General features: G+C 67.1%; 12 protein-coding genes. All 12 read left to right on the top strand.

What is annotated here, in order from left to right; genetic code table 11:
• Window positions 1-96: 96 nt before the first annotated feature.
• The 12 genes from LNV28_RS23920 to LNV28_RS23865 are packed head-to-tail and all read left to right on the top strand — an operon-like array spanning window position 97 to window position 17,384.
• On the top strand, window positions 97-771 hold the full coding sequence (locus LNV28_RS23920) for an acyl-homoserine-lactone synthase (protein WP_263520704.1): 675 nt from the start codon (window positions 97-99) through the stop codon (window positions 769-771).
• Between the two features lie 32 nt (window positions 772-803).
• Entirely contained in the window at window positions 804-2,915 is a 2,112-nt protein-coding gene (locus LNV28_RS23915; RefSeq protein ID WP_263520702.1) for an AMP-binding protein, read from the top strand.
• Between the two features lie 10 nt (window positions 2,916-2,925).
• Window positions 2,926-3,189 (top strand): acyl carrier protein, encoded by a 264-nt coding sequence (locus LNV28_RS23910; RefSeq protein ID WP_263520700.1) that lies wholly within the window; start codon window positions 2,926-2,928, stop codon window positions 3,187-3,189.
• Window positions 3,186-4,310 (top strand): Rieske 2Fe-2S domain-containing protein, encoded by a 1,125-nt coding sequence (locus LNV28_RS23905; protein WP_263520698.1) that lies wholly within the window; start codon window positions 3,186-3,188, stop codon window positions 4,308-4,310. The genes LNV28_RS23910 and LNV28_RS23905 overlap by 4 nt, the downstream gene beginning before the upstream one ends.
• 25 nt (window positions 4,311-4,335) lie before the next feature.
• Window positions 4,336-5,925 carry an aminotransferase class I/II-fold pyridoxal phosphate-dependent enzyme gene (locus LNV28_RS23900; RefSeq protein ID WP_263520696.1) on the top strand — a complete coding sequence of 530 codons (1,590 nt, stop codon included), beginning with the start codon at window positions 4,336-4,338 and terminating at the stop codon, window positions 5,923-5,925.
• Window positions 5,922-7,526 (top strand): AMP-binding protein, encoded by a 1,605-nt coding sequence (locus LNV28_RS23895; protein WP_263520694.1) that lies wholly within the window; start codon window positions 5,922-5,924, stop codon window positions 7,524-7,526. Before LNV28_RS23900 ends, LNV28_RS23895 begins: the two co-directional genes overlap by 4 nt.
• On the top strand, window positions 7,523-9,910 hold the full coding sequence (locus LNV28_RS23890) for a polyketide synthase (RefSeq protein WP_263520692.1): 2,388 nt from the start codon (window positions 7,523-7,525) through the stop codon (window positions 9,908-9,910). Before LNV28_RS23895 ends, LNV28_RS23890 begins: the two co-directional genes overlap by 4 nt.
• Window positions 9,911-11,089: an acyl-CoA dehydrogenase family protein gene (locus tag LNV28_RS23885; RefSeq protein ID WP_263520690.1), complete on the top strand. Its 1,179-nt coding sequence runs from the start codon at window positions 9,911-9,913 to the stop codon at window positions 11,087-11,089. It begins immediately after the preceding gene.
• Between the two features lie 2 nt (window positions 11,090-11,091).
• The gene (locus tag LNV28_RS23880) at window positions 11,092-13,908 is read left to right on the top strand and encodes an aminotransferase class III-fold pyridoxal phosphate-dependent enzyme (RefSeq protein WP_263520688.1); all 2,817 of its coding nucleotides are present in this window, start codon (window positions 11,092-11,094) and stop codon (window positions 13,906-13,908) included.
• Window positions 13,883-15,067, top strand: coding sequence for a hypothetical protein (locus LNV28_RS23875; protein ID WP_263520687.1), 1,185 nt, complete (start codon window positions 13,883-13,885; stop codon window positions 15,065-15,067). Before LNV28_RS23880 ends, LNV28_RS23875 begins: the two co-directional genes overlap by 26 nt.
• Window positions 15,064-15,939, top strand: coding sequence for an outer membrane lipoprotein-sorting protein (locus tag LNV28_RS23870; protein ID WP_263520685.1), 876 nt, complete (start codon window positions 15,064-15,066; stop codon window positions 15,937-15,939). The genes LNV28_RS23875 and LNV28_RS23870 overlap by 4 nt, the downstream gene beginning before the upstream one ends.
• An 8-nt stretch (window positions 15,940-15,947) precedes the next feature.
• Window positions 15,948-17,384, top strand: a complete 1,437-nt coding sequence (locus LNV28_RS23865; protein WP_263520683.1) for an ABC transporter permease — start codon at window positions 15,948-15,950, stop codon at window positions 17,382-17,384.
• The last annotated feature ends 6 nt before the right edge of the window (window positions 17,385-17,390 follow it).

Genomic DNA, 17,390 nt, shown 5'->3' with positions numbered 1-17,390 from the left:
TGAGGCATTTCCGAGGCACAGCGCCTACCTGAGTTGGTAGGTTTCAAAGCCGACCCGTTTGCGTATCGTCCGCCGCAACGGTTTAGAGGAGTGCGAATGTATATCAGTGCTGTTTCACGCGAAGAGATGGGGCCGAAGTTGTTGCAAGAGATTGCAGCCTATCGCTATCAAGTCTTCGTACGGACCCTCGGTTGGCAGCTCGATTGCCCTGTGGGTTGCGAACTCGATCAGTTCGACCATGCTGAGGCTCATTACCTCTTGTTGCGCGAGGACTCAGGGGCCTTGGCCGGCTGTGCGCGGCTCTTGCCCACGCTGCAGCCTTACCTGCTGCAGCAGGTGTTCCCGATGCTGGCTCCGGGGCTTTTGCCTCACGACGCCGCGGTCTGGGAGTTGTCGCGTTTCGCTGTGCTCAGCCCCGCCCTGTTCGGCGCGTCGCAGCGCACTGCCGTGGCCGAGGAAAGCGCCAAGCTGCGCCGCCCCACGACGGACCGGCCGCGCAGCGCACTGCCCCAGTTCTCGTCCGAGCAGGCCGTCGCCTTGCTGCAGGCGGCCCTGGACCACGCTCGCCGCCTGGGTGCCCGCAGTCTGGTGACGGTCTCACCGGTCGGCATCGACCGTTTGCTCAGCATGGCGGGATTCAACACCCGAGCCCTCGCGCCACCGCAGACCGTCGGTGGCCACCGCTTGTTCGCCTGCCAGATCGAGTGCCAGGGACGCCAGGTCCTGCGTTTGCCGGCTTCGAGCCGACTGCCCAGCGCGCAGGCCGCCTGAGCCCGACTCCCACCTGCGAAAGCACCATGGTCATGGACGACATCTTGATCGACAGCACGATTCGAACTCGCGCACCGGCCTGCGCCAACCCCACCGGCGCCTCTGAGGCCGGCCGTCCGCGTACCTTCGCTGATGCCTTGCGCCGCAATGCGGCGGAACAGGGCGCAGACTTGGTCTATCAGTTCTGGCAGACCGAGGACGATCAGGACGAGCGGCTCAGCCACGCCCAGCTGGCGGCCTGGGTCGGCCGCTATGCCCAGGCCTTGCGCCAGCTGCCCGGTGCGCGCGATGGCAGCCTCAAGCTGGTCTTGGCACTGCCGCAGGGACGGCAGTTCGCCGTGGCCTTTTTGGCCTGCCTGGCTGCGGGCATCGTGGTCGTGCCGACCTTTCCTCCGCGCAGCCCGCTGCAGGCCGAGCGCTTGCGCCTGGTGCTGCGCGAGCTCGCTGGAGCCCAGCTGCTGTGCCGCCGAGCCAGCATGGACGAAGAGCTGGCCGAGCTGCGCGCCGACCCGGAACTGGCCGGCACGGGCTGGCTCTGTGTCGAGGAGCTGGACCAGGCGCCACCCGGATCCCTGGCCGGCCTGGACCCCGACCCGGACGCCCTGGCGATGTTGCAGTACACCTCGGGCTCGACCGGTCGGCCCAAGGGCGTGATGCTGACGCAGCGCAATCTGGTCGAGAACTCGCAGCTGATCCAGGATTGCTTCGGCCACCGCAAAGGGCAAAGCCGCTCCGTGATCTGGCTGCCGCCGTACCACGATATGGGCCTGGTCGGCGGAGTCCTGCAGCCGGTGCACGCCGGTTTCGCCAGTCTGCTGATGCCCACCAGCGTGCTGGTGCGCAGCCCCGCCCGCTGGTTGCAGGCGGTCAGCGAATTCAGCCAGGGCTGCAGTGGCGGGGTCAGCAGCGGCGGGCCCAACTTCGCCTTTCAGCTTTGCGTGGACAAGGTGCGTGATCGCGAGCTGCAAGGCCTGGACCTCAGTGGCTGGCGGGTCGCTTTCTGCGGCGCCGAGCCCATCCATGCGCGCAGCATGGACGAGTTTGCGCGGCGCTTTGAGGCGGTCGGTTTCAAGGCCGAGGCCTTGTTCCCCTGCTACGGCATGGCGGAGACCACGCTGATGGTCAGCGGCAAGCCGCTGGGACAAATGCTGGGTCGCCGCCATCTCGATGCCCGAGCGCTGGCCCGGCAGCAGTGGCTGCAGCAGGACGCGCTCTTGGCCAACACCCAGACCGTGGTCAGCTGCGGCCGCCCGCACCCCAGCCTGGAGCTGCGCATCGTCGAGCCCAGCCTGCGTCTGCCCCGAGGCGAGCGCGAGATCGGTGAGGTCTGGGTGCGCGGCTCCAGCGTCACCCAGGGCTACTGGCAGGACCCGGCGCGCAGCGCCGAATGCTTTGATCAGCGTTTGGATGGTCAAGGCGGGTGGCTGCGCACCGGCGACCTGGGCTGTCTGGATCAGGGCGAGCTCTTCATCACGGGGCGCAGCAAGGAACTGCTGATCGTGCGTGGGGCCAACTACTTTCCCCAGGATCTGGAGCATGAGGCCCTGCAAGCCTGCCCCGAACTGATCAACTGCCGCTCGGTCGCCTTCCAGCATGGGCGCTTGGGCGAGGAGCTCGTCGCGCTGGCTCTGGAAGTACCACGAAGCGCCATCGACATGACTGAGCTCCAAGCTCGCATCAACGCGCGCCTGAGCGAAAAGTATGGCATCAACGTAGACACCCTGCTCTTCATTCCCCGCAAGACGGTGCGCACCACCTCGTCGGGCAAATTGCAACGTGTGGCGTTGAAGAACGAGTTCCTGTCCGGCAGCCTGCCCCTGTACGCACGCCTGGACAAAGAGCCTCGGACGCCCGAGCTCGCCGCCGAAGCCATAACACTCAGCTTGGACAGCGTCAGCAGCATCCAGGCCTGGTTGATGCAGCGCATCGCGCTGACGCTGCGCTGCGAAGCGGTGCAACTGCGCGCCGAAGACAGCTTTGCCAGCCTGGCGCTGGACTCGATAGCGGCCCTTGAATTGCTCGCGGATCTGGACAGCAGCCATGGCTTGCAGCTGGAACCGGATGCGCTCTACCGCCACAACAGTCCGGCCCTGCTGGCCCAGGAAGTCTGGCGCCGGACCCAGTCGCAACCCATTGCCTGCTGAAGGAGTAGCCATGGCTGACAGCCAGTTTTCTTTGACCCTGTGCCGCTTCATCGCCGACGCCTTTCTCGGTGACGGCAGCCGCGTTCTTCGTGACACGCCCTTGTTGGAATTGAACATCCTTGATTCCGCCGCCTTGTTCGATGTCGTGGACTTCATCCGCCAGGAGTTCGGCGTGCAGATCCCGGTGACGGACATCCATCCCGAGCACTTCGCCAATGTCGCCCGGCTCGAAGCGCTGGTAATGCGCCTCAACCCTTTGGAGAAAATCGCATGATTCCGAACCAGTGGTATGCCATCCTCCGCAGCGAGGACGTCAAGAAGAACAAGCCCGTCGGCATTCGCCGCTTCAACAAGAAGCTGGTGCTCTATCGCGACACACAAGGCCAGGTGGTCTGCCTCGATGATCGCTGCGCTCACAAGGGCGTGCCCCTGAGCAATGGCAAGCAGCATGGCGACTACATCGCCTGCCCCTATCACGGCTTTCAGTACGACGCCAGCGGGCGCTGCGTTCACATGCCGGTGCTGGGCAAGGACGGGGTCGTGCCCAAGCACTTGCATGTGCCCTTCCACACGGTGCGCGAGCAACACGGCCTGATCTGGTGCTGGACCGGCGAACAAGTCCCCGAGCAGTTGCCTGAGGTGCCGATGTTCAAGGAGTTCGTCGAGTACACCGGCTTCACCTCTCGCTACGCCTGGCATGCACCCACGCATTACACACGTTATGTCGAGAGCGTCTGCGAGGTTTACCACGTGCCCTTTGTTCACAAGGGTTCGGCGCTGAACATCTGGGACCCCAAGGGCGGCCGGGTCGATGACTTCAGCTGCCAGCTGGAAGGTCATCTGATCCGCAGCGAGTTCGTCCTGCGCCCAGACGACGATCGCACGGCCGAAGAGACCCTCAAGGCCCGCTTGCCCTGGACACGCGGCTGGCGCATCGGCGTCGATGTGCTCATGCCCAATCTGGTGCAGATCCGCAACGACGTCTTCGATGTCTACCTGATCGCCACCCCCATCGACGACGACAACTGCTGGCTCTGCATTTGCTACAAGGAGCCCAAGCGCGACCTGCTGCTGCCCATGATGAAGCCGCTGCCCATTCCGGGCTGGCGCCGCGTTCGTCCCTGGTTGATGTGCCGCATGGAGCGCTTCATCCAGCAGTCCAAGGACATGGCCGCACTCAAGGGTCAAGAGCCGCGCATCTCCAGCCTGGAGGCCAACCGCCTGATCTCGGTCGACAAGGTCAATGCCTACTACTTGCGCCTCCGCGACCAGTTGATCCAGGAAGCCCAGGCCCAGGCGAAAGCCCAGGCGCCGCGCTCGCCCGGCGACATCGGCAGCCACACCGGCGAAGTCAAGCCCATCCACATCGTGCCGCACAAGCCCCAGGCCGCCTGAGACGAAACCGCAGAGCCATCACACCATGAACGCAGCACTCCAAGACACCTCGACCACCGTCAAGGCGGTCATTCAGAAACACTCACAGTACGCCGACGAGGCACTGCAGCCCGAGGCCTTGCTGCAGGAAGACCTCGGCATTGACTCCATCATGCTGGCGGGCATCGTCAGCGAGCTCAATGCGCTGTTCCAAACCCGTGTGACGGTGGCCCCCGGCGATTCCGAGAGCCTGGCGAGCCTGAGTGCACGCTTTGCCGCCTTGCGCCAGGACAGCACGGCGCCCTCAGGTGAGCCTGCTGCTCCGACAAAGCCGGTTGTGGCCGCGGCAAATGCCGGCCCGGCTCAAGCGCCACAGACCATGCGCGACTTCTTGGGCAATGGCAGCGACTCCGACATTTTCACCAAGACCCGGCGCTTCCAGCGCTTTCACCGCGAACGCGCCGAGCAGGGTCACTTCTGGTACGGCATGGCCTCGCGCGGCCGCAGCAGCAATCGCGCCACGATCTTTGACCGCCACGAGGGCCGGGAGCGTGAATTCCTGCTCTTCGCCTCCAACAACTACCTGGGCCTGGCCAATGACGAGCGCGTGCTGGAGGCCATCCAGAAAGCCAGCCGAGAGTACGGTGCCACCAACACCGGAAGCCGCCTGATCGCCGGCACCACCGAGCTGCATCAGCAACTGGAGCGCAAGCTCGCGCAACTGAAGGGCCGCGAGGACTGCCTGGTCTTCCCCTCCGGCTACTCGGCCAATCTGGGCACCATCGCCGCGCTCGTGGGCCCCGGCGACCAGGTGATCGGCGACGTCTACAACCACATGAGCATCCAGGACGGCTGCAAGCTCTCCGGCGCAGCACGGCGCCTTTACCCCCACAACGACATGAAGGCCCTGGAGGAGATGCTGGCTCGGCATGAGGATCAGCCGGGCGGGCGTCTGATCGTGGCCGATGGCGTGTTCAGCATGCATGGCGACATCGTTCATCTGCCGGAGCTGCTCAAGCTGGCCCAGCGCTACCAGGCTCGCGTGCTGATCGACGATGCCCACAGCACCGGCGTGCTGGGTGCCAGCGGTTCGGGCACGACCGAACATTTCAATCTCAAGGGCCGGGTGGACCTGGAGGTCGGAACCATGAGCAAGGCCCTGGGCGGCCAGGGAGGGTTTGCCGTGGGTGACGCCGAGGTCATCGACTACCTGCGCTTCTACGCCAACAGCTATGTCTTCGCGGCCACCATTCCCGCCCCGGTCGCCGCCGGTTTGATCGCTGGACTGGACCTGATGGCTCAGGAGCCCGAGCGGCTGACGCGCCTGTGGAGCAATATCCACTATCTGAAGTCCAGCCTGGACCGGCTGGGCTTTGACACCGAGGACTCCAGCAGCGCCATCATCCCGATCCGCATTGGCGACGAGGCTCTGGCCATGAATATGGGGCGCTCGCTTCGCAAGCGCGGCCTGTACTGCCAGACCGTGGTGTTCCCGGGGGTGGCCGTGGGCGACGCCAGGCTGCGCATCAGCGTTCTGGAGTCGCACACCCGGCAGGACCTGGACCAGGCCCTGGACATCTTGCTCGACGCGGCCCGCGACAACAGGCTGCCCCTGCATGAGGTGTTGGCCGCATGAACAGCCTGCAGCCAGGCGTCCATGAGGCCTTGCTGGCATGGCCCGATGCCGCACCGCTGCTCCGGGACTCCGCGCATGAGCTGAGTTACGGCGCCTGCCGGAATTGGGTGGCCACGGCCCGGGAACAGCTGCTGGCCGACTGCGCCGGTCAGGCCGTCGCCATCTGGATGGACAAGCAGGCACTCTATGCCCAGTGCATCCTGGCCACGCTGTTTGCCGGCGCCCGCTATCTGCCCCTGGACGGCGCTCAACCGGTGGAGCGCGTGCAGGCCATCGTGGCCGACGCCAGCCCGACCCTGTTGATCCTGGATGCCGCCCATGCGGCGCTGTGGCTGCAGGCACAGGCCAGCCGGCCCCTTCCAGGGCAGAGTCGGGTTCGTTTGCTGGTGCTGAGCGAACAAGCGCAGGCGACCGAAGCCTGGGCCGAAGCCTGGCTTGAAGCGCGTGGCCTGTGGCTGACGCCCGATCTGCACGGCCTGCCGCAGGGGGCGCCCCTGAGAGAGACACGCGTCGAGCCGGATTCGGTGGCCGCGATTCTCTACACCTCCGGCTCCACCGGCCTGCCCAAAGGCGTGCAGCTCAATCAGCGAAACCTGCTCAATTTCGTCGGCTGGGCCGCACAGACCCTGAGCCTGCGGGCCGAGGATCGCTTGCTCAACCTCGCCAGCTTCAACTTCGACCTCAGCACCTTCGATCTCTTCGCGGCCGTGCAGGCAGGCGCCAGCGTCTACATCAGCCATGAGTCCGAGTTGCGCCATATGGCGCGACTGGGCGAGCTGCTGACTCAGGAATCCATCAGCGTGGTCTACGGCGTGCCCTCGCTTTTCGGCCTGCTGCTGCGCAGTGCCGTGCTGGCGCCCCAGCGCCAGAGTGCCTTGCGCCATCTGATCTTTGCCGGTGAGGTCATGCCCAAGCCTGTGTTGCAGGACCTGGCGGCACATCTCCCCGACTCTTGCCGCTTCTACAACTTCTACGGCCCGACCGAAACCAATGTCTGCCTCTGGCACCCGGTCAGCGCCGATGACCTGCACAGCGATGGGCCGGTGCCGATCGGCCGACCGATTCGGGGCGCCGATGTCTGGTTGCAGGACGAGACCGGACGGCACATCACCGAAGATGGCCAACTCGGCGAGATCTGGGTTGCCGGTGATTGCGTCACGCCGGGCTATTGGCAGCGCCCCGATGATGCCAACAGCGCACAACATCGCCTGGGCCGCCATGCCACCGGCGACCAGGGCTCCTGGCGACAAGGGCTGCTGCAGTACCACGGCCGCCGTGACCGGATGGTCAAGATCCATGGTTTTCGGGTGGAACTCGGTGAGATCGAAGCGGCCCTGGCTCGGCACCCGCAGCTGGCCGAAAGCGCGGTGCTGGCGATGCCGACCGCGAGCGGCCCACGCCTGCTGGCGGCCTATGTGACGCGCGAAGGCCGCTGCGTGCCAGGCACGCTGGCCCTGAAGCAGCACTGCGCCGGCCTGCTGCCGTCCTATATGGTGCCGCAGCAATGGGTGGCTCTGCCTCAGCTGCCCAAGAACGCTAACGGCAAGATCGACCTGCGGCGGCTTCAGGCCCTGCTGCTGGACGAGCCTGACAGCCCATGACACGGCCTGCCGCACATCTGCTGGGCCTGGGCCTGCGCCATGCGAATCTGCCAAGTGTCGAGGACTGGCAGGCGCGGCTGCAATGGGCCATGGCCGAGGCCAAGGCCGAGCCTCGCGCGCCTCTCGCGCCGCTACCGCCCGAGCAGCGGCTGCCCGAATCCTCCCGTGATCTTGGGCGTTATGGCATACCGCCCATTTACCGCGCTTCCATACAGCGCATCCAAATCCATTTGCTGGAGCTGGCGGAGCAGGCCCTGGCCCAAGCCGAGCAAGCCGGCGTGGCCTTGGATCGCGAGCATTGCGATGTGATTCTGGTGACGGCCTTGGGGCTGAACCGCAGCCACGAGAACGAGGCACGCGCTGCCGCCATGCGCTGGGCGGCGCGCGCCTGGTCGAACGAGGCCGAAGCTCCGGCCTTGCTGGCGCTCTGGCGCCAGCATCTGGAGCAGGTCTTTCTCGCCAGCTCCCACGACAAGGTGGGCGAAATGGCCAGCGCACTCGCCGCCCGGGTGGCGGCGCACTTCCGGCTCCGTGGTCGAGTCCTGGCCTTGGAATCGCAGGAGCAAGGCGGTGTTGAAGCGCTCAGCGTGGCCCTGAACTGCCTGTCCCAAGGGCCCAGCCGGCAAGTTCTGATCCTCGGCGCGCAAACCGTGGACGGCCCCCTGCCTGCGCTGACGGGCCGGGATCCTTCCGACTGGCGCGAATCCGCCTGTGCCCTGCTGCTCGGCGCGCCCGTGGCCGCGCACGCCAGCTGGCCGGCCTTGACCCTGCATCGCACGGCACCGAGCAGCGAGCCCAGCGATCACTCCGGCCCCCAGATTCTGATGGCCGGGCGCAGCTTGCCCGTGCGCGAGCTCCTGGGCTATGGCCACGCCATGCAAGATCTGCAAGCCCTGGCCTTGGGCTGCCTGGCACTGAATCAAACGCAGGGCGGGCCGCTGACGGTTCAGCAAGGCAGCGCCGGGCCCACAGGCTGGCGGATCGACCTCGCTCCGCCCATGGTGCCCGCCGACGCAGGTTCCGCAGGCCCTGCAAAACCCGCGATTCCCATCGCCGTGCTCGGCTGCGGCAGCGCTTATGGCGACACCCGCGGCGTCGATCAGTTCTGGAAGGCCTTGTGTGAACCGGGCCATCGCTTCCGATCGCTCGACCCGCAGCGCCATCACTGCGACACCTTCTTCGACCCGCAGGCCCGCCATTCGCTGGCCTACTACATCGATCGCGCCAGCCATGCGCTCTTGCCCGAGGACGTGGCCGGCCATGCCGCCAGCCTCTACCTGGCTCGCACAGCGGCCGAGGAAGCCTGGGGCACCGTGCTCAGCCTGGCCCCTGAAAGGCTGGGGCGCTTGATGGTGGTCTGCGCCTCCAATCTCAGCTTGCCTGCAGCGCGAGGCTCGGGCGCCCAAGCCCTCGTGCCCAAGCTGCTCGACAGCTTGCAGGGCTTGGCGCGGCAAGAGGCCTGGCCGGCCGAACGAACGCAGGCGCTGAGCCAGGGCCTGAGGCTTCAAGCCCTCGGCGAGCGCAGCGACTGTGCCGCCGATGCCAGCCTGATGACGGCCAGCGGCATGGGCCGCGCCATGGTGGGCGATATGCCGGCACGTGTGCTGGCCGTCGAGGCCGCATGTGCCAGTTCGATGGCGGCGCTGGAGCTGGCCTGCCTGGCCCTGCGCGCCGAGGAGGTCGACTGCGTGCTGGTGCTGGGCGTTGAAACGCCCGTCAACAGCAGCGACCTGCTGCTGTGCTCGGCCCAGCGCATGCTGGCGCCGGAGCTGATGGCCAGTTTCGGCAGCGATGCGAGCGGCTTCACGCCCGGAGACGGTGCCGGCGCGGTGCTTCTGATGCGCAAGCCGCAGGCCGAGTCCTTGGGCCTGCCCATGCGCGCACAGCTGCTGGCGGTCGGCGCCTGCACCGACAGCAAGTCCATCATCGCGCCCAATCAGCTCGGGCAGACGCTGGCGATGCGCCGGGCTTTCAAGGCCCTTGCTGCGCAGAACATCGGGCCGGCTTGCCTGCAGTATGTGGAGACCCATGGCACGGGCACCCTGATCGGCGATCAGGTCGAGACGGCCTCCCTGGCCGAGGTCTACGCCGGCGCCACCCAGGGCCTGGCGCTGGGTGCCCTCAAGTCCAAGTTCGGTCACTGCTTTGCGGCGGCCGGCATGGCCAGCCTGATCAAGACCGTGCTGGCCCTGGAGCATGAGCTCATGCCTGCCAACCATTTTGAGCGCCCGCTCAAACCCGAGCTGGACTGGCCCCGCCTGGGCCTGGACCCGCTGTTCACTCACCGCCCCTGGCCGCGCGGCCAGGGGACGCGTCGTCGCGCCGGCATCAATGCCTTTGGCACCGGCGGCATCAATTACCACCTTGTGCTGGAAGAAGCCTGAATGCATTTCGCACTGAGCCCCGAGCAGCGAGCGCTGCAAGCCCATATGTTCGCCCTGGCCGAGCATTTGCAGGACGAGAGCCTGCATGACCGTGACCGCGCCTGCGAATTCTCTCGGCCACTCTGGCAGACCTTGTGCGCGGCTGGTCTGCACATGCTGCCCGCCGGACGCGAACAAGGCGGCCAAGGCCTGAGCGCACTCGATCTCGCCCTGAGCCTGGAAGTGCTGGGCGAGGCGGTGCCCGACACCGGCCTGGTGTTCGCGCTGGCCGCGCATCTGTGCGCCTGCATCCATCCGCTGGTGCACTTTGCCGATGGGCCGCAGCAAACCGAATGGTTGCAGCAAATCGGCCAGCGCGCCTGGCTGGGTGCCCATGCCATCACCGAGCCGCAGGCAGGCTCGGACATCTCGGCCATGAGGACGCGCGCCGTACGCGACGGCGGCGGCTATCGCATCAGCGGACACAAGTGCTACATCAGCAATGCGCCGGTCTGCGACTTTGTGATCGTCCATGCCCGCACAGGCGAGAGTGGCAGCTTCCTGGACTACAGCAGCTTCATCCTCGACCGCCACAGCAGCGGCATCCACATCAGCCCTAGCCCGCATGAAAAGCTGGGCCTGCGCACCACCGCCATGGGCGATATCGAGTTCGACGGGGTCTGGGTGCACGAGTCCCAACGTCTGGGCAAGGAAGGCAGTGGCGGGCCGATTTTCCAAGCCAGCATGGCTTGGGAGCGCTGCTGCCTGTTTGCCCTGTACCTGGGCACCATGAAGCGGCAGCTGCGCGCCTGCTGGGCTCATCTGGAGCGCCGCGAACAGTTTGGCCGCCCACTGATCGAACAGCAGGCCCTGGCGCACCGCCTGGGCGAGATGCAGCTGCGCTACGAGTCCGCACGGCTGCTGTGCCTGCGTGCGGCCTGGTCTTTGGATCATCAGAGCGACTGGCACGGCGACGCCAGCCTGAGCGCCAAGCTGGCTGTCAGCGAGGCGGCGGTGCACAACGGCATGGACGCAGTCCATCTGCATGGCGCTCTCGGCATGCTCAGCGGTGAGGTCGAGCGCGAGCTGCGCAACGCCCTGCCCTGCACTGTCTTTTCAGGCGGGACCGAGGTCCTGAGAAACCAGCTCGTGCAGCAACTGCGCAGCGAGTACAGGCGCGATGCGCGCGGAGGGCGTTGAATATGGCAGCCATGGTGGGACAAGCCGCACTCGGCAAGGAAGAACTGCTGGAAACCGCAGGCCTGATGGTGGAGTACAGCCGTGCATGCGGTGATCATCTCTATGTTCTCGATGAAGCCGGCAAGGAGCAGCCGGTGCTGGATCTGGTGGGCGGTTTTGGTTCCACCTTGCTGGGCCACAACCACCCCGAGCTGGTGGAGCTGCTGACTCGCTGCCTGGCGCAGCAACGCCCCGTTCATGCTCAGGGCTCCCGGCGCCAGCGCGCGAGCGAGCTGAAGGAGGCATTGGCCGAGTACCTGCACGAACACAGCGGCGAGCGCTACAAGATCTACCTGCTCAGCACGGGCACCGAGGCCGTGGAGGCCGCCATCAAACATGCGCGTTATGCCTACGCCCGGCGCATGGAGGAACTGGGGGAAGCCTGTGCTGCCAACAGCCGTGAGCTGCAGATCCGGCTGGAGCGCGGCGAGATCCAGATCGATACCGCCTTGCTGCAACAGGCAGAGCGTCTGCTGCAACACGAGCCGCTGGAGCATGTCGACGGCTTGCTGTCGGCGTTGAACCAGCGCAATTTGCAGGCCCTGGCCACGCCGCCCTTGATGGCCTCCTTGCCCTATGCCTTCCACGGCAAGACCCTGGGCTCGCTGGCACTGACCTGGAACCGCGACGCCCGCCTGGCCTTTGTGCGCAACAACCCCGATGCGGTGTTTGTGCACGAGCCGACCCAGTTCTTGGCCCAGCTGCGCGAGCACAGCGTCAGCGTCTACCAGTTCGAGTTTCAGCCCCTGCGCCTGGTGGAGCGCCGGCTGCCGCGTCTGGCCGGCTTGATCTACGAGCCCTTGCGCGGCGAGGGTGGCATCCTGGAACTGGAACCCGAGTTCCGCGACTTGCTGCTGCAGCTGCACGAGCATCACCCCGAGGTGGCGCTGATCGCCGACGAGGTGCAGTGCGGCCTGGGCCGCACAGGCCGGCCGATCGAGAGCGCGGCCCAGGGGCTGCCGGCCGACTACCTGACCTTCGCCAAATCACTGGGCGGCGGGCTTTGCAAGATCTCGGCGCTGGCGGTCCGGGAATCGCTGCAGCACCGCGAGTTCGGCATGCTGCACAGCTCGACGTTTGCCGAGGACGACCTCAGCGCCATGGTCGCCCTGCGCGGCCTGGAAATCCTGCAGCGCGACGATGTGGCCCAGCGCTGCGCCTCGATTGGCAAGGGCTTTCTGGAAGGCCTGCACGCGCTGCAGGCCGCTCACCCCGATTTGATCCGGGCGGTGCGCGGCCGGGGCTGCATGCTGGGCCTGGAGTTGCAGGACCTGAGCGCTCACCACTCCCCCCTGCTGGCCAGCCTGGCGCAGGAGCAGCTGCTGGGCATGGTCTGCGCCGGCCATCTGCTGCATGCCCATGGCCTGCGCGTGCTGCCTTCGCTGGGGCGGCGCAGCGTGCTGCGCATCCAGCCCTCGGCCTATCTGCAGCCGGCCGAGATGCAGCAGGCCTTGCAGGCCTTCCGTGCCCTGCTCCACACCCTGGCGGCCGGCGACCTGCAAAGCCTGCTCGGCCACATGCTGTCCAGCGGCTTCACGCCGCCGGCGCTGCCCAAGGCCCGGGCGCCAGGCCCGGCCGAAGGCATCGCCCAGCTCAGCAGCAACGCCCCGGTCGAGCGCATCGGTTTTCTCGCCCATTTGATCGATGCGCAGAGCCTGCGCGAGTGGGAGCCTGGGCTGGCCGGGCTCAGCAACGAGCAATTGAACGAGCTGTGCAGCCGCGTGCAGTGTGCGATGGAGCCGCAGCTGATCGCCAGCCGCCGCGTCCGCTCACCACTGGGCCGCGAAGTGGAGTTGCGGCTCTACGGGATCATGATGGACTCGGAGAGCATCGCGGCCGACATGCGCTTCAACCGGGCGCAACAGATCCGGCGCCAGGTCCAGCATGCCTACCAACGCGCCCGCGACGAAGGCTGCGGCTTGGTTGGATTTGGTGGCTACACCTCCATCGTCACCGCCAACTGCATCGATTTCGAGTACGAGCACCCTCCGGTGACCAGTGGCAATGCCCTGACGGTGGCGGCCAGCCTGGCGGCCACGCGCAGCAGCGCTGCGCGCATGGGCCTGGACTGGTCGAACGCGGTGGTGGCCGTGGTGGGCGCCGCAGGCAATATCGGTCAGGTGCAGGCTTTGCTGCTGGCCGGCCAATGCCGGCGCCTGCTCCTGCTCGGCCGACCTGGCCATGAAGCGCGGCTGGCCCAGGTGCGCCGTGACATCGCCAGCGAGCTGCTGCGTCAGAGCGCGCCATCGGCAGCTCCGGCCAGCCCCTGGGCTGCAGCCTTGCATGAGTGGCGGCGCGCCCAGAGCGGCCCGCTGGACCTGGCCAGCCTGGACGCCTGGTTGGAGCAGCAAGGCTGGGTGCAGCTCGCCACCTCGCTCGAAGCCTGCCGGCAGGCCGACATCGTCATCAGCGCCTCTAGCAGCCCCCAGCCGGTGCTGCGCGCCGAACACTTCGCGGCGGATCGCCCGGTGCTGGTCTGCGATGTGGCAGTGCCCGGCGATGTCGACGCCAGCAGCGTCAGCGCCCTGTCCCAGCTGCACCTGATCCGCGGCGGCGTGGTGCGCCTGCCCATGGCGCCTGAGCTGGAACTGCCGGGCATGCAGCTGGACCCGGGTCTGATCTTCGCTTGCGCCGCCGAGACGCTGCTGCTGGGCCTGTCGGGCATCCGGGCCGATTTCAGCAAAGGCCCGGTCCGGCCCGAACAGGTGCGCGAAATCGAAGGCCTGGCGCGCCTGCATGGCTTCGAGATCGACCATGAAAAACGCGTCGGCGCGTTTTGAACTGGAGGCCCCGGTGAGCGACCCCTTGCTGCTGGAGATCGAACCCTTGCTGGCCTTGGCGGCACGTGCGCCGTCCTCGCACAACAGCCAGCCCTGGCGGGTGCGGCGCGTGGCCTTGCCACAGCGCTGGGCGGCGACCGGACCCTGGACCCAAGCCTTGTCCCTGGAGCTGGACCCGGCGCGCTGTCTGCGTGCCCTGCCTTCGCTGCAGCGCGAAATGCTGATCAGCCTCGGTGGCTTTGCCGCCATTCTGCTGAACCTCTTGCGCTTGAGCGGCTGGCCAGTGAAAGCCGTGCACCTGGACCCTGACGGGGGCGCCGAGGGGCCGCTGCTCTTGCTGCTGGGTGCGCATGCCCTAGCGGAGCGGGCCGACCCCGCGGGGCTGGCGCGACTGAGCCGGGCCTTGCGCCTGCGCCACACCGAGCGTGGGCCCTATCTGCCCCATCAAGGCCTGCGCTTTCATCTGGAGGCGGGCGACAGCCCATTGCCACACACGCTGGAGCTCGACAGCCAGGGCCCAAGCCTGTGTTGGCAAGCCCTGTATGCGCCACCGGCCCGCGCCGAACTGGCAGGCTTTTACGCCCGCCATGGTGCTCGGGACCTGACGCATCCCAAAGCCTGGGCCGAGACCTATGCCCACCTCAGCTTTGCCGGCGAGCGAGCGCAGCCCCAAGCCTCACAAGGCATTGCGATTGAACGCCTGTTCGGGCCTCTGCCTGCTTGGCGGCGGCGCCTGCTGCAGCTGCTGCTGCACCCGCTCTGCCTGCGCGGGCCCGGCGGCTGGGCGGTGACGGCACAGGCAGGCCGTCAGCTGCATGCCTTGATCATGAGCAGCCCGGCCCTGCTCTACCTCAGCGCAGCCCGCGCCGCGGACCCGGCGCTTGAGGGATTGCGGGCTGGTGAATCAATCGCCCGGCTCTGGCTGGCAGCCACCGACGCCGGCCAAGCCCTTCATCCCCTGAGCGTGGCTTTGCAGCATGAAGACCTGGCCCAGGGCCTGGCCGGGCTGCTGGGCTGCCGCGACCGCGTGCTTTTCATCGCCCGGGCGGGCACGCCGCAGCAGCCCATGTGCCAGGCCCACCACCGCCGCCGCGCGCCAGCGGCCTTTTGCTCGTCGTTCGCGGCCCTCTCTTCATCCACCGCCGTCTCTCGCCCATGAACCTAACTCCGAAATCCCTGTGCAGCAGCGGCCACCGGCCCGCCCGGCGCCGCTTCGTTCTGCAACTCATGCCTCTGCTGCCCGCTTTGGCCGCAGCGCCGCTGCTGCGCCCGCTGGCGGCCCGGGCCGCGACGAGCGGCAGCGAAGCCCAGTTCAGCCCTTGGATTCAAGAAGCCGAGCGGGTGCTGCGCGGGCGCAGCTCGGCCGCCGTGATGAAGATGCACATCCAGCGCAGCGACTACCAGCGCAGCTACGACCTGATGGTCATGAGCGACGACCGCGCCGAGCCAGGCAAGGTCCTGATCCGCATGCTGGGCCCGGCCCTGTGGCGAGGCAATGCCACGCTCAAGGTCGGCGACCGCATCAGCTTCTACGACCCGCGCAGCCGCCGTATCACGGTGATGGGCAACTCCATGCTGGCCGACAACTGGATGGGCAGCCATTTCAGCAATGACGACCTGATGCGTGAAACCGACCTGTCGCGGCACTACAGCTACGAGCTGCTGCAGCGAAACAAGGATCGCGATGAGCTGGGGCGGCGGGTGGAGCTCTTGCAGTTGCTGCTGCGGCCCAAGCCCGCTGCGCCGGTGGCCTGGGGCAAGGTGCATTACCAGCTGCAACTGCTCGAAGGTAGCGCCGACCCTGTCGTCTTGCCCTTGCAAGTGGACTACTTCCGCCGGCCCGAGGACCAGCAGGCACAGCGCTCGCTGCGCTACAGCCAGCTCAAGCCCCTGGACGGCCGCGTCCTGCCCTCGCGCCTGACCATGCAGGCCTTGGACAAGCCGGGCGAGTTCACCCAGATCGACTATGCGCGGCTGAAGTTCGACAGCGACTTCAGCGACGACGACTTTTCTGAACGCGCCCTGCGCTGAAAGCCAGCATGAGCACGATCTACCGCATGGCTTGGCGCAATCTGGGCCGCAACGCCAAACGCAGTCTGGTCACCGGCCTGGGCCTGGCTCTGGCCCTGACCCTGTGCATGGCGACCCTGGCCTTGATGGATGGCCTAAGCCAGGAGCTGATCCAGGGCACCACCGAGGGCGAAGTGGGCCATGTGCAGATTCATGAGCCGGCCTACCTCGACAGCCGGGCCTTGCGCCGCACGGTACCGGCCGATCCCGAGGCCCTGGCCACCTTGCGCATTCCCGGCGTTCAGGGTCTGAGTCCGCGCCTGTTTGCCTTCGCCTACCTCAGCTTTGGCTCGCGTTCGGCCGGCGTGCAGCTGATGGGAATCGACCCCGAACACGAGGCGGCCGTGACCGTTCTGCATCGCAAACTCAGCCAGGGCGAATGGCTGGCAGCTCTGCCGACGCCCTGGCGCGAGGCCCAGGCTTTGGATGCCCAGCAACAAGCCACCGACCAGGCCCTGACCGAGGCCGCCATTGCCCGCGCCTTTGCCCGGCTGGAGGGCCGCAGCCAGGCGGCGAGCGCAGCCGGCACGCCAACGCAGCTGCAGGACCCAAGCCTGGCCCTGGCCGAACAACTGGCCCCGGGACCCAGTCGCCGCCCCGGCGTGGTGCTGGGGGCCAAGTTGGCGGCCAATCTGGGCCTGGCCGCCGATGCGCAAGGGCGCTGGGGGCAGACACTGGGCCTGCTGGTCGAAAGCGCCGAGGGCGTGCAAAGCCATCTGGAGCTGGAAGTCCGCGGCGTGCTGCAGACCGGCCTGGACCATCAGGACCGCAGCCGCTTGCTGCTTCATGTGGCCGATCTGCAGAAGATGCTGCAGCTGCCGGGCCAGGCCCATGAGATTGCCCTGCGCCTGGCCGCACCGGCTCAGGCCGATGCCCTGGCCGCCGAGCTGCAGTCTCGTCTGGGCGAGGGCCAGAAGGTGCAGAGCTGGTCGCAGCTGCGGCCCGATGTCTTGGCCCTGATCGCGGCCAATCGCGCCCTGATGGGCACCCTGGTCTTCATCGTCTTTCTGATCGCCGGCGTGGGCGTGCTCAACACCATGCTGGTCAGTGTCATGGAGCGCCAGCGCGAGCTCAGCCTGCTCAAGGCGCTGGGTCTGGCGCCGAGCAAGGTGCTGCTGCTGGTGATCGCCGAAACCGTGCTGCTGAGCCTGGCCGGCGGCGGGGTGGGATTGGCGGCCGGTATGGGCCTGAGTCTGTGGCTGCAGCTGCATGGGCTGGATGTATCGGGATTCGGCGAGTTCAGCCTGTCCGGGGTGGGCATGGCGCCGGTTCTGCGCGGGCAGCTCAGCATCGCCAGCGCAGCCCTGCCCTTGCTGATGCTGATCCTGATCAGCCTGCTGGCCGCCTTGCTGCCCGCCAGCTGGGCCGCCCGATTGACGCCGGCTGCCGGCATGAGAGCGCAGTGAGGACAT

The sequence above is a fragment of the Paucibacter sp. DJ2R-2 genome, from assembly GCF_025717675.1.
GTDB lineage: Bacteria > Pseudomonadota > Gammaproteobacteria > Burkholderiales > Burkholderiaceae_C > Paucibacter_A.
The sequence above is the reverse complement of the archived record's forward strand: the minus strand, read 5'-3'. Positions and strand labels throughout refer to the sequence as shown.

Bases quoted from the DNA above. Each gene is read 5' to 3' on its own strand.
- LNV28_RS23915 (WP_263520702.1), top strand. From the start codon at position 804: ATGGACGACATCTTGATCGACAGCACGATTCGAACTCGCGCACCGGCC.
- LNV28_RS23865 (WP_263520683.1), top strand. From the start codon at position 15,948: ATGAGCACGATCTACCGCATGGCTTGGCGCAATCTGGGCCGCAACGCC.
- LNV28_RS23885 (WP_263520690.1), top strand. From the start codon at position 9,911: ATGCATTTCGCACTGAGCCCCGAGCAGCGAGCGCTGCAAGCCCATATG.
- LNV28_RS23875 (WP_263520687.1), top strand. From the start codon at position 13,883: ATGAAAAACGCGTCGGCGCGTTTTGAACTGGAGGCCCCGGTGAGCGAC.
- LNV28_RS23870 (WP_263520685.1), top strand. From the start codon at position 15,064: ATGAACCTAACTCCGAAATCCCTGTGCAGCAGCGGCCACCGGCCCGCC.
- LNV28_RS23890 (WP_263520692.1), top strand. From the start codon at position 7,523: ATGACACGGCCTGCCGCACATCTGCTGGGCCTGGGCCTGCGCCATGCG.
- LNV28_RS23920 (WP_263520704.1), top strand. From the start codon at position 97: ATGTATATCAGTGCTGTTTCACGCGAAGAGATGGGGCCGAAGTTGTTG.
- LNV28_RS23900 (WP_263520696.1), top strand. From the start codon at position 4,336: ATGAACGCAGCACTCCAAGACACCTCGACCACCGTCAAGGCGGTCATT.
- LNV28_RS23880 (WP_263520688.1), top strand. From the start codon at position 11,092: ATGGCAGCCATGGTGGGACAAGCCGCACTCGGCAAGGAAGAACTGCTG.
- LNV28_RS23905 (WP_263520698.1), top strand. From the start codon at position 3,186: ATGATTCCGAACCAGTGGTATGCCATCCTCCGCAGCGAGGACGTCAAG.
- LNV28_RS23895 (WP_263520694.1), top strand. From the start codon at position 5,922: ATGAACAGCCTGCAGCCAGGCGTCCATGAGGCCTTGCTGGCATGGCCC.
- LNV28_RS23910 (WP_263520700.1), top strand. From the start codon at position 2,926: ATGGCTGACAGCCAGTTTTCTTTGACCCTGTGCCGCTTCATCGCCGAC.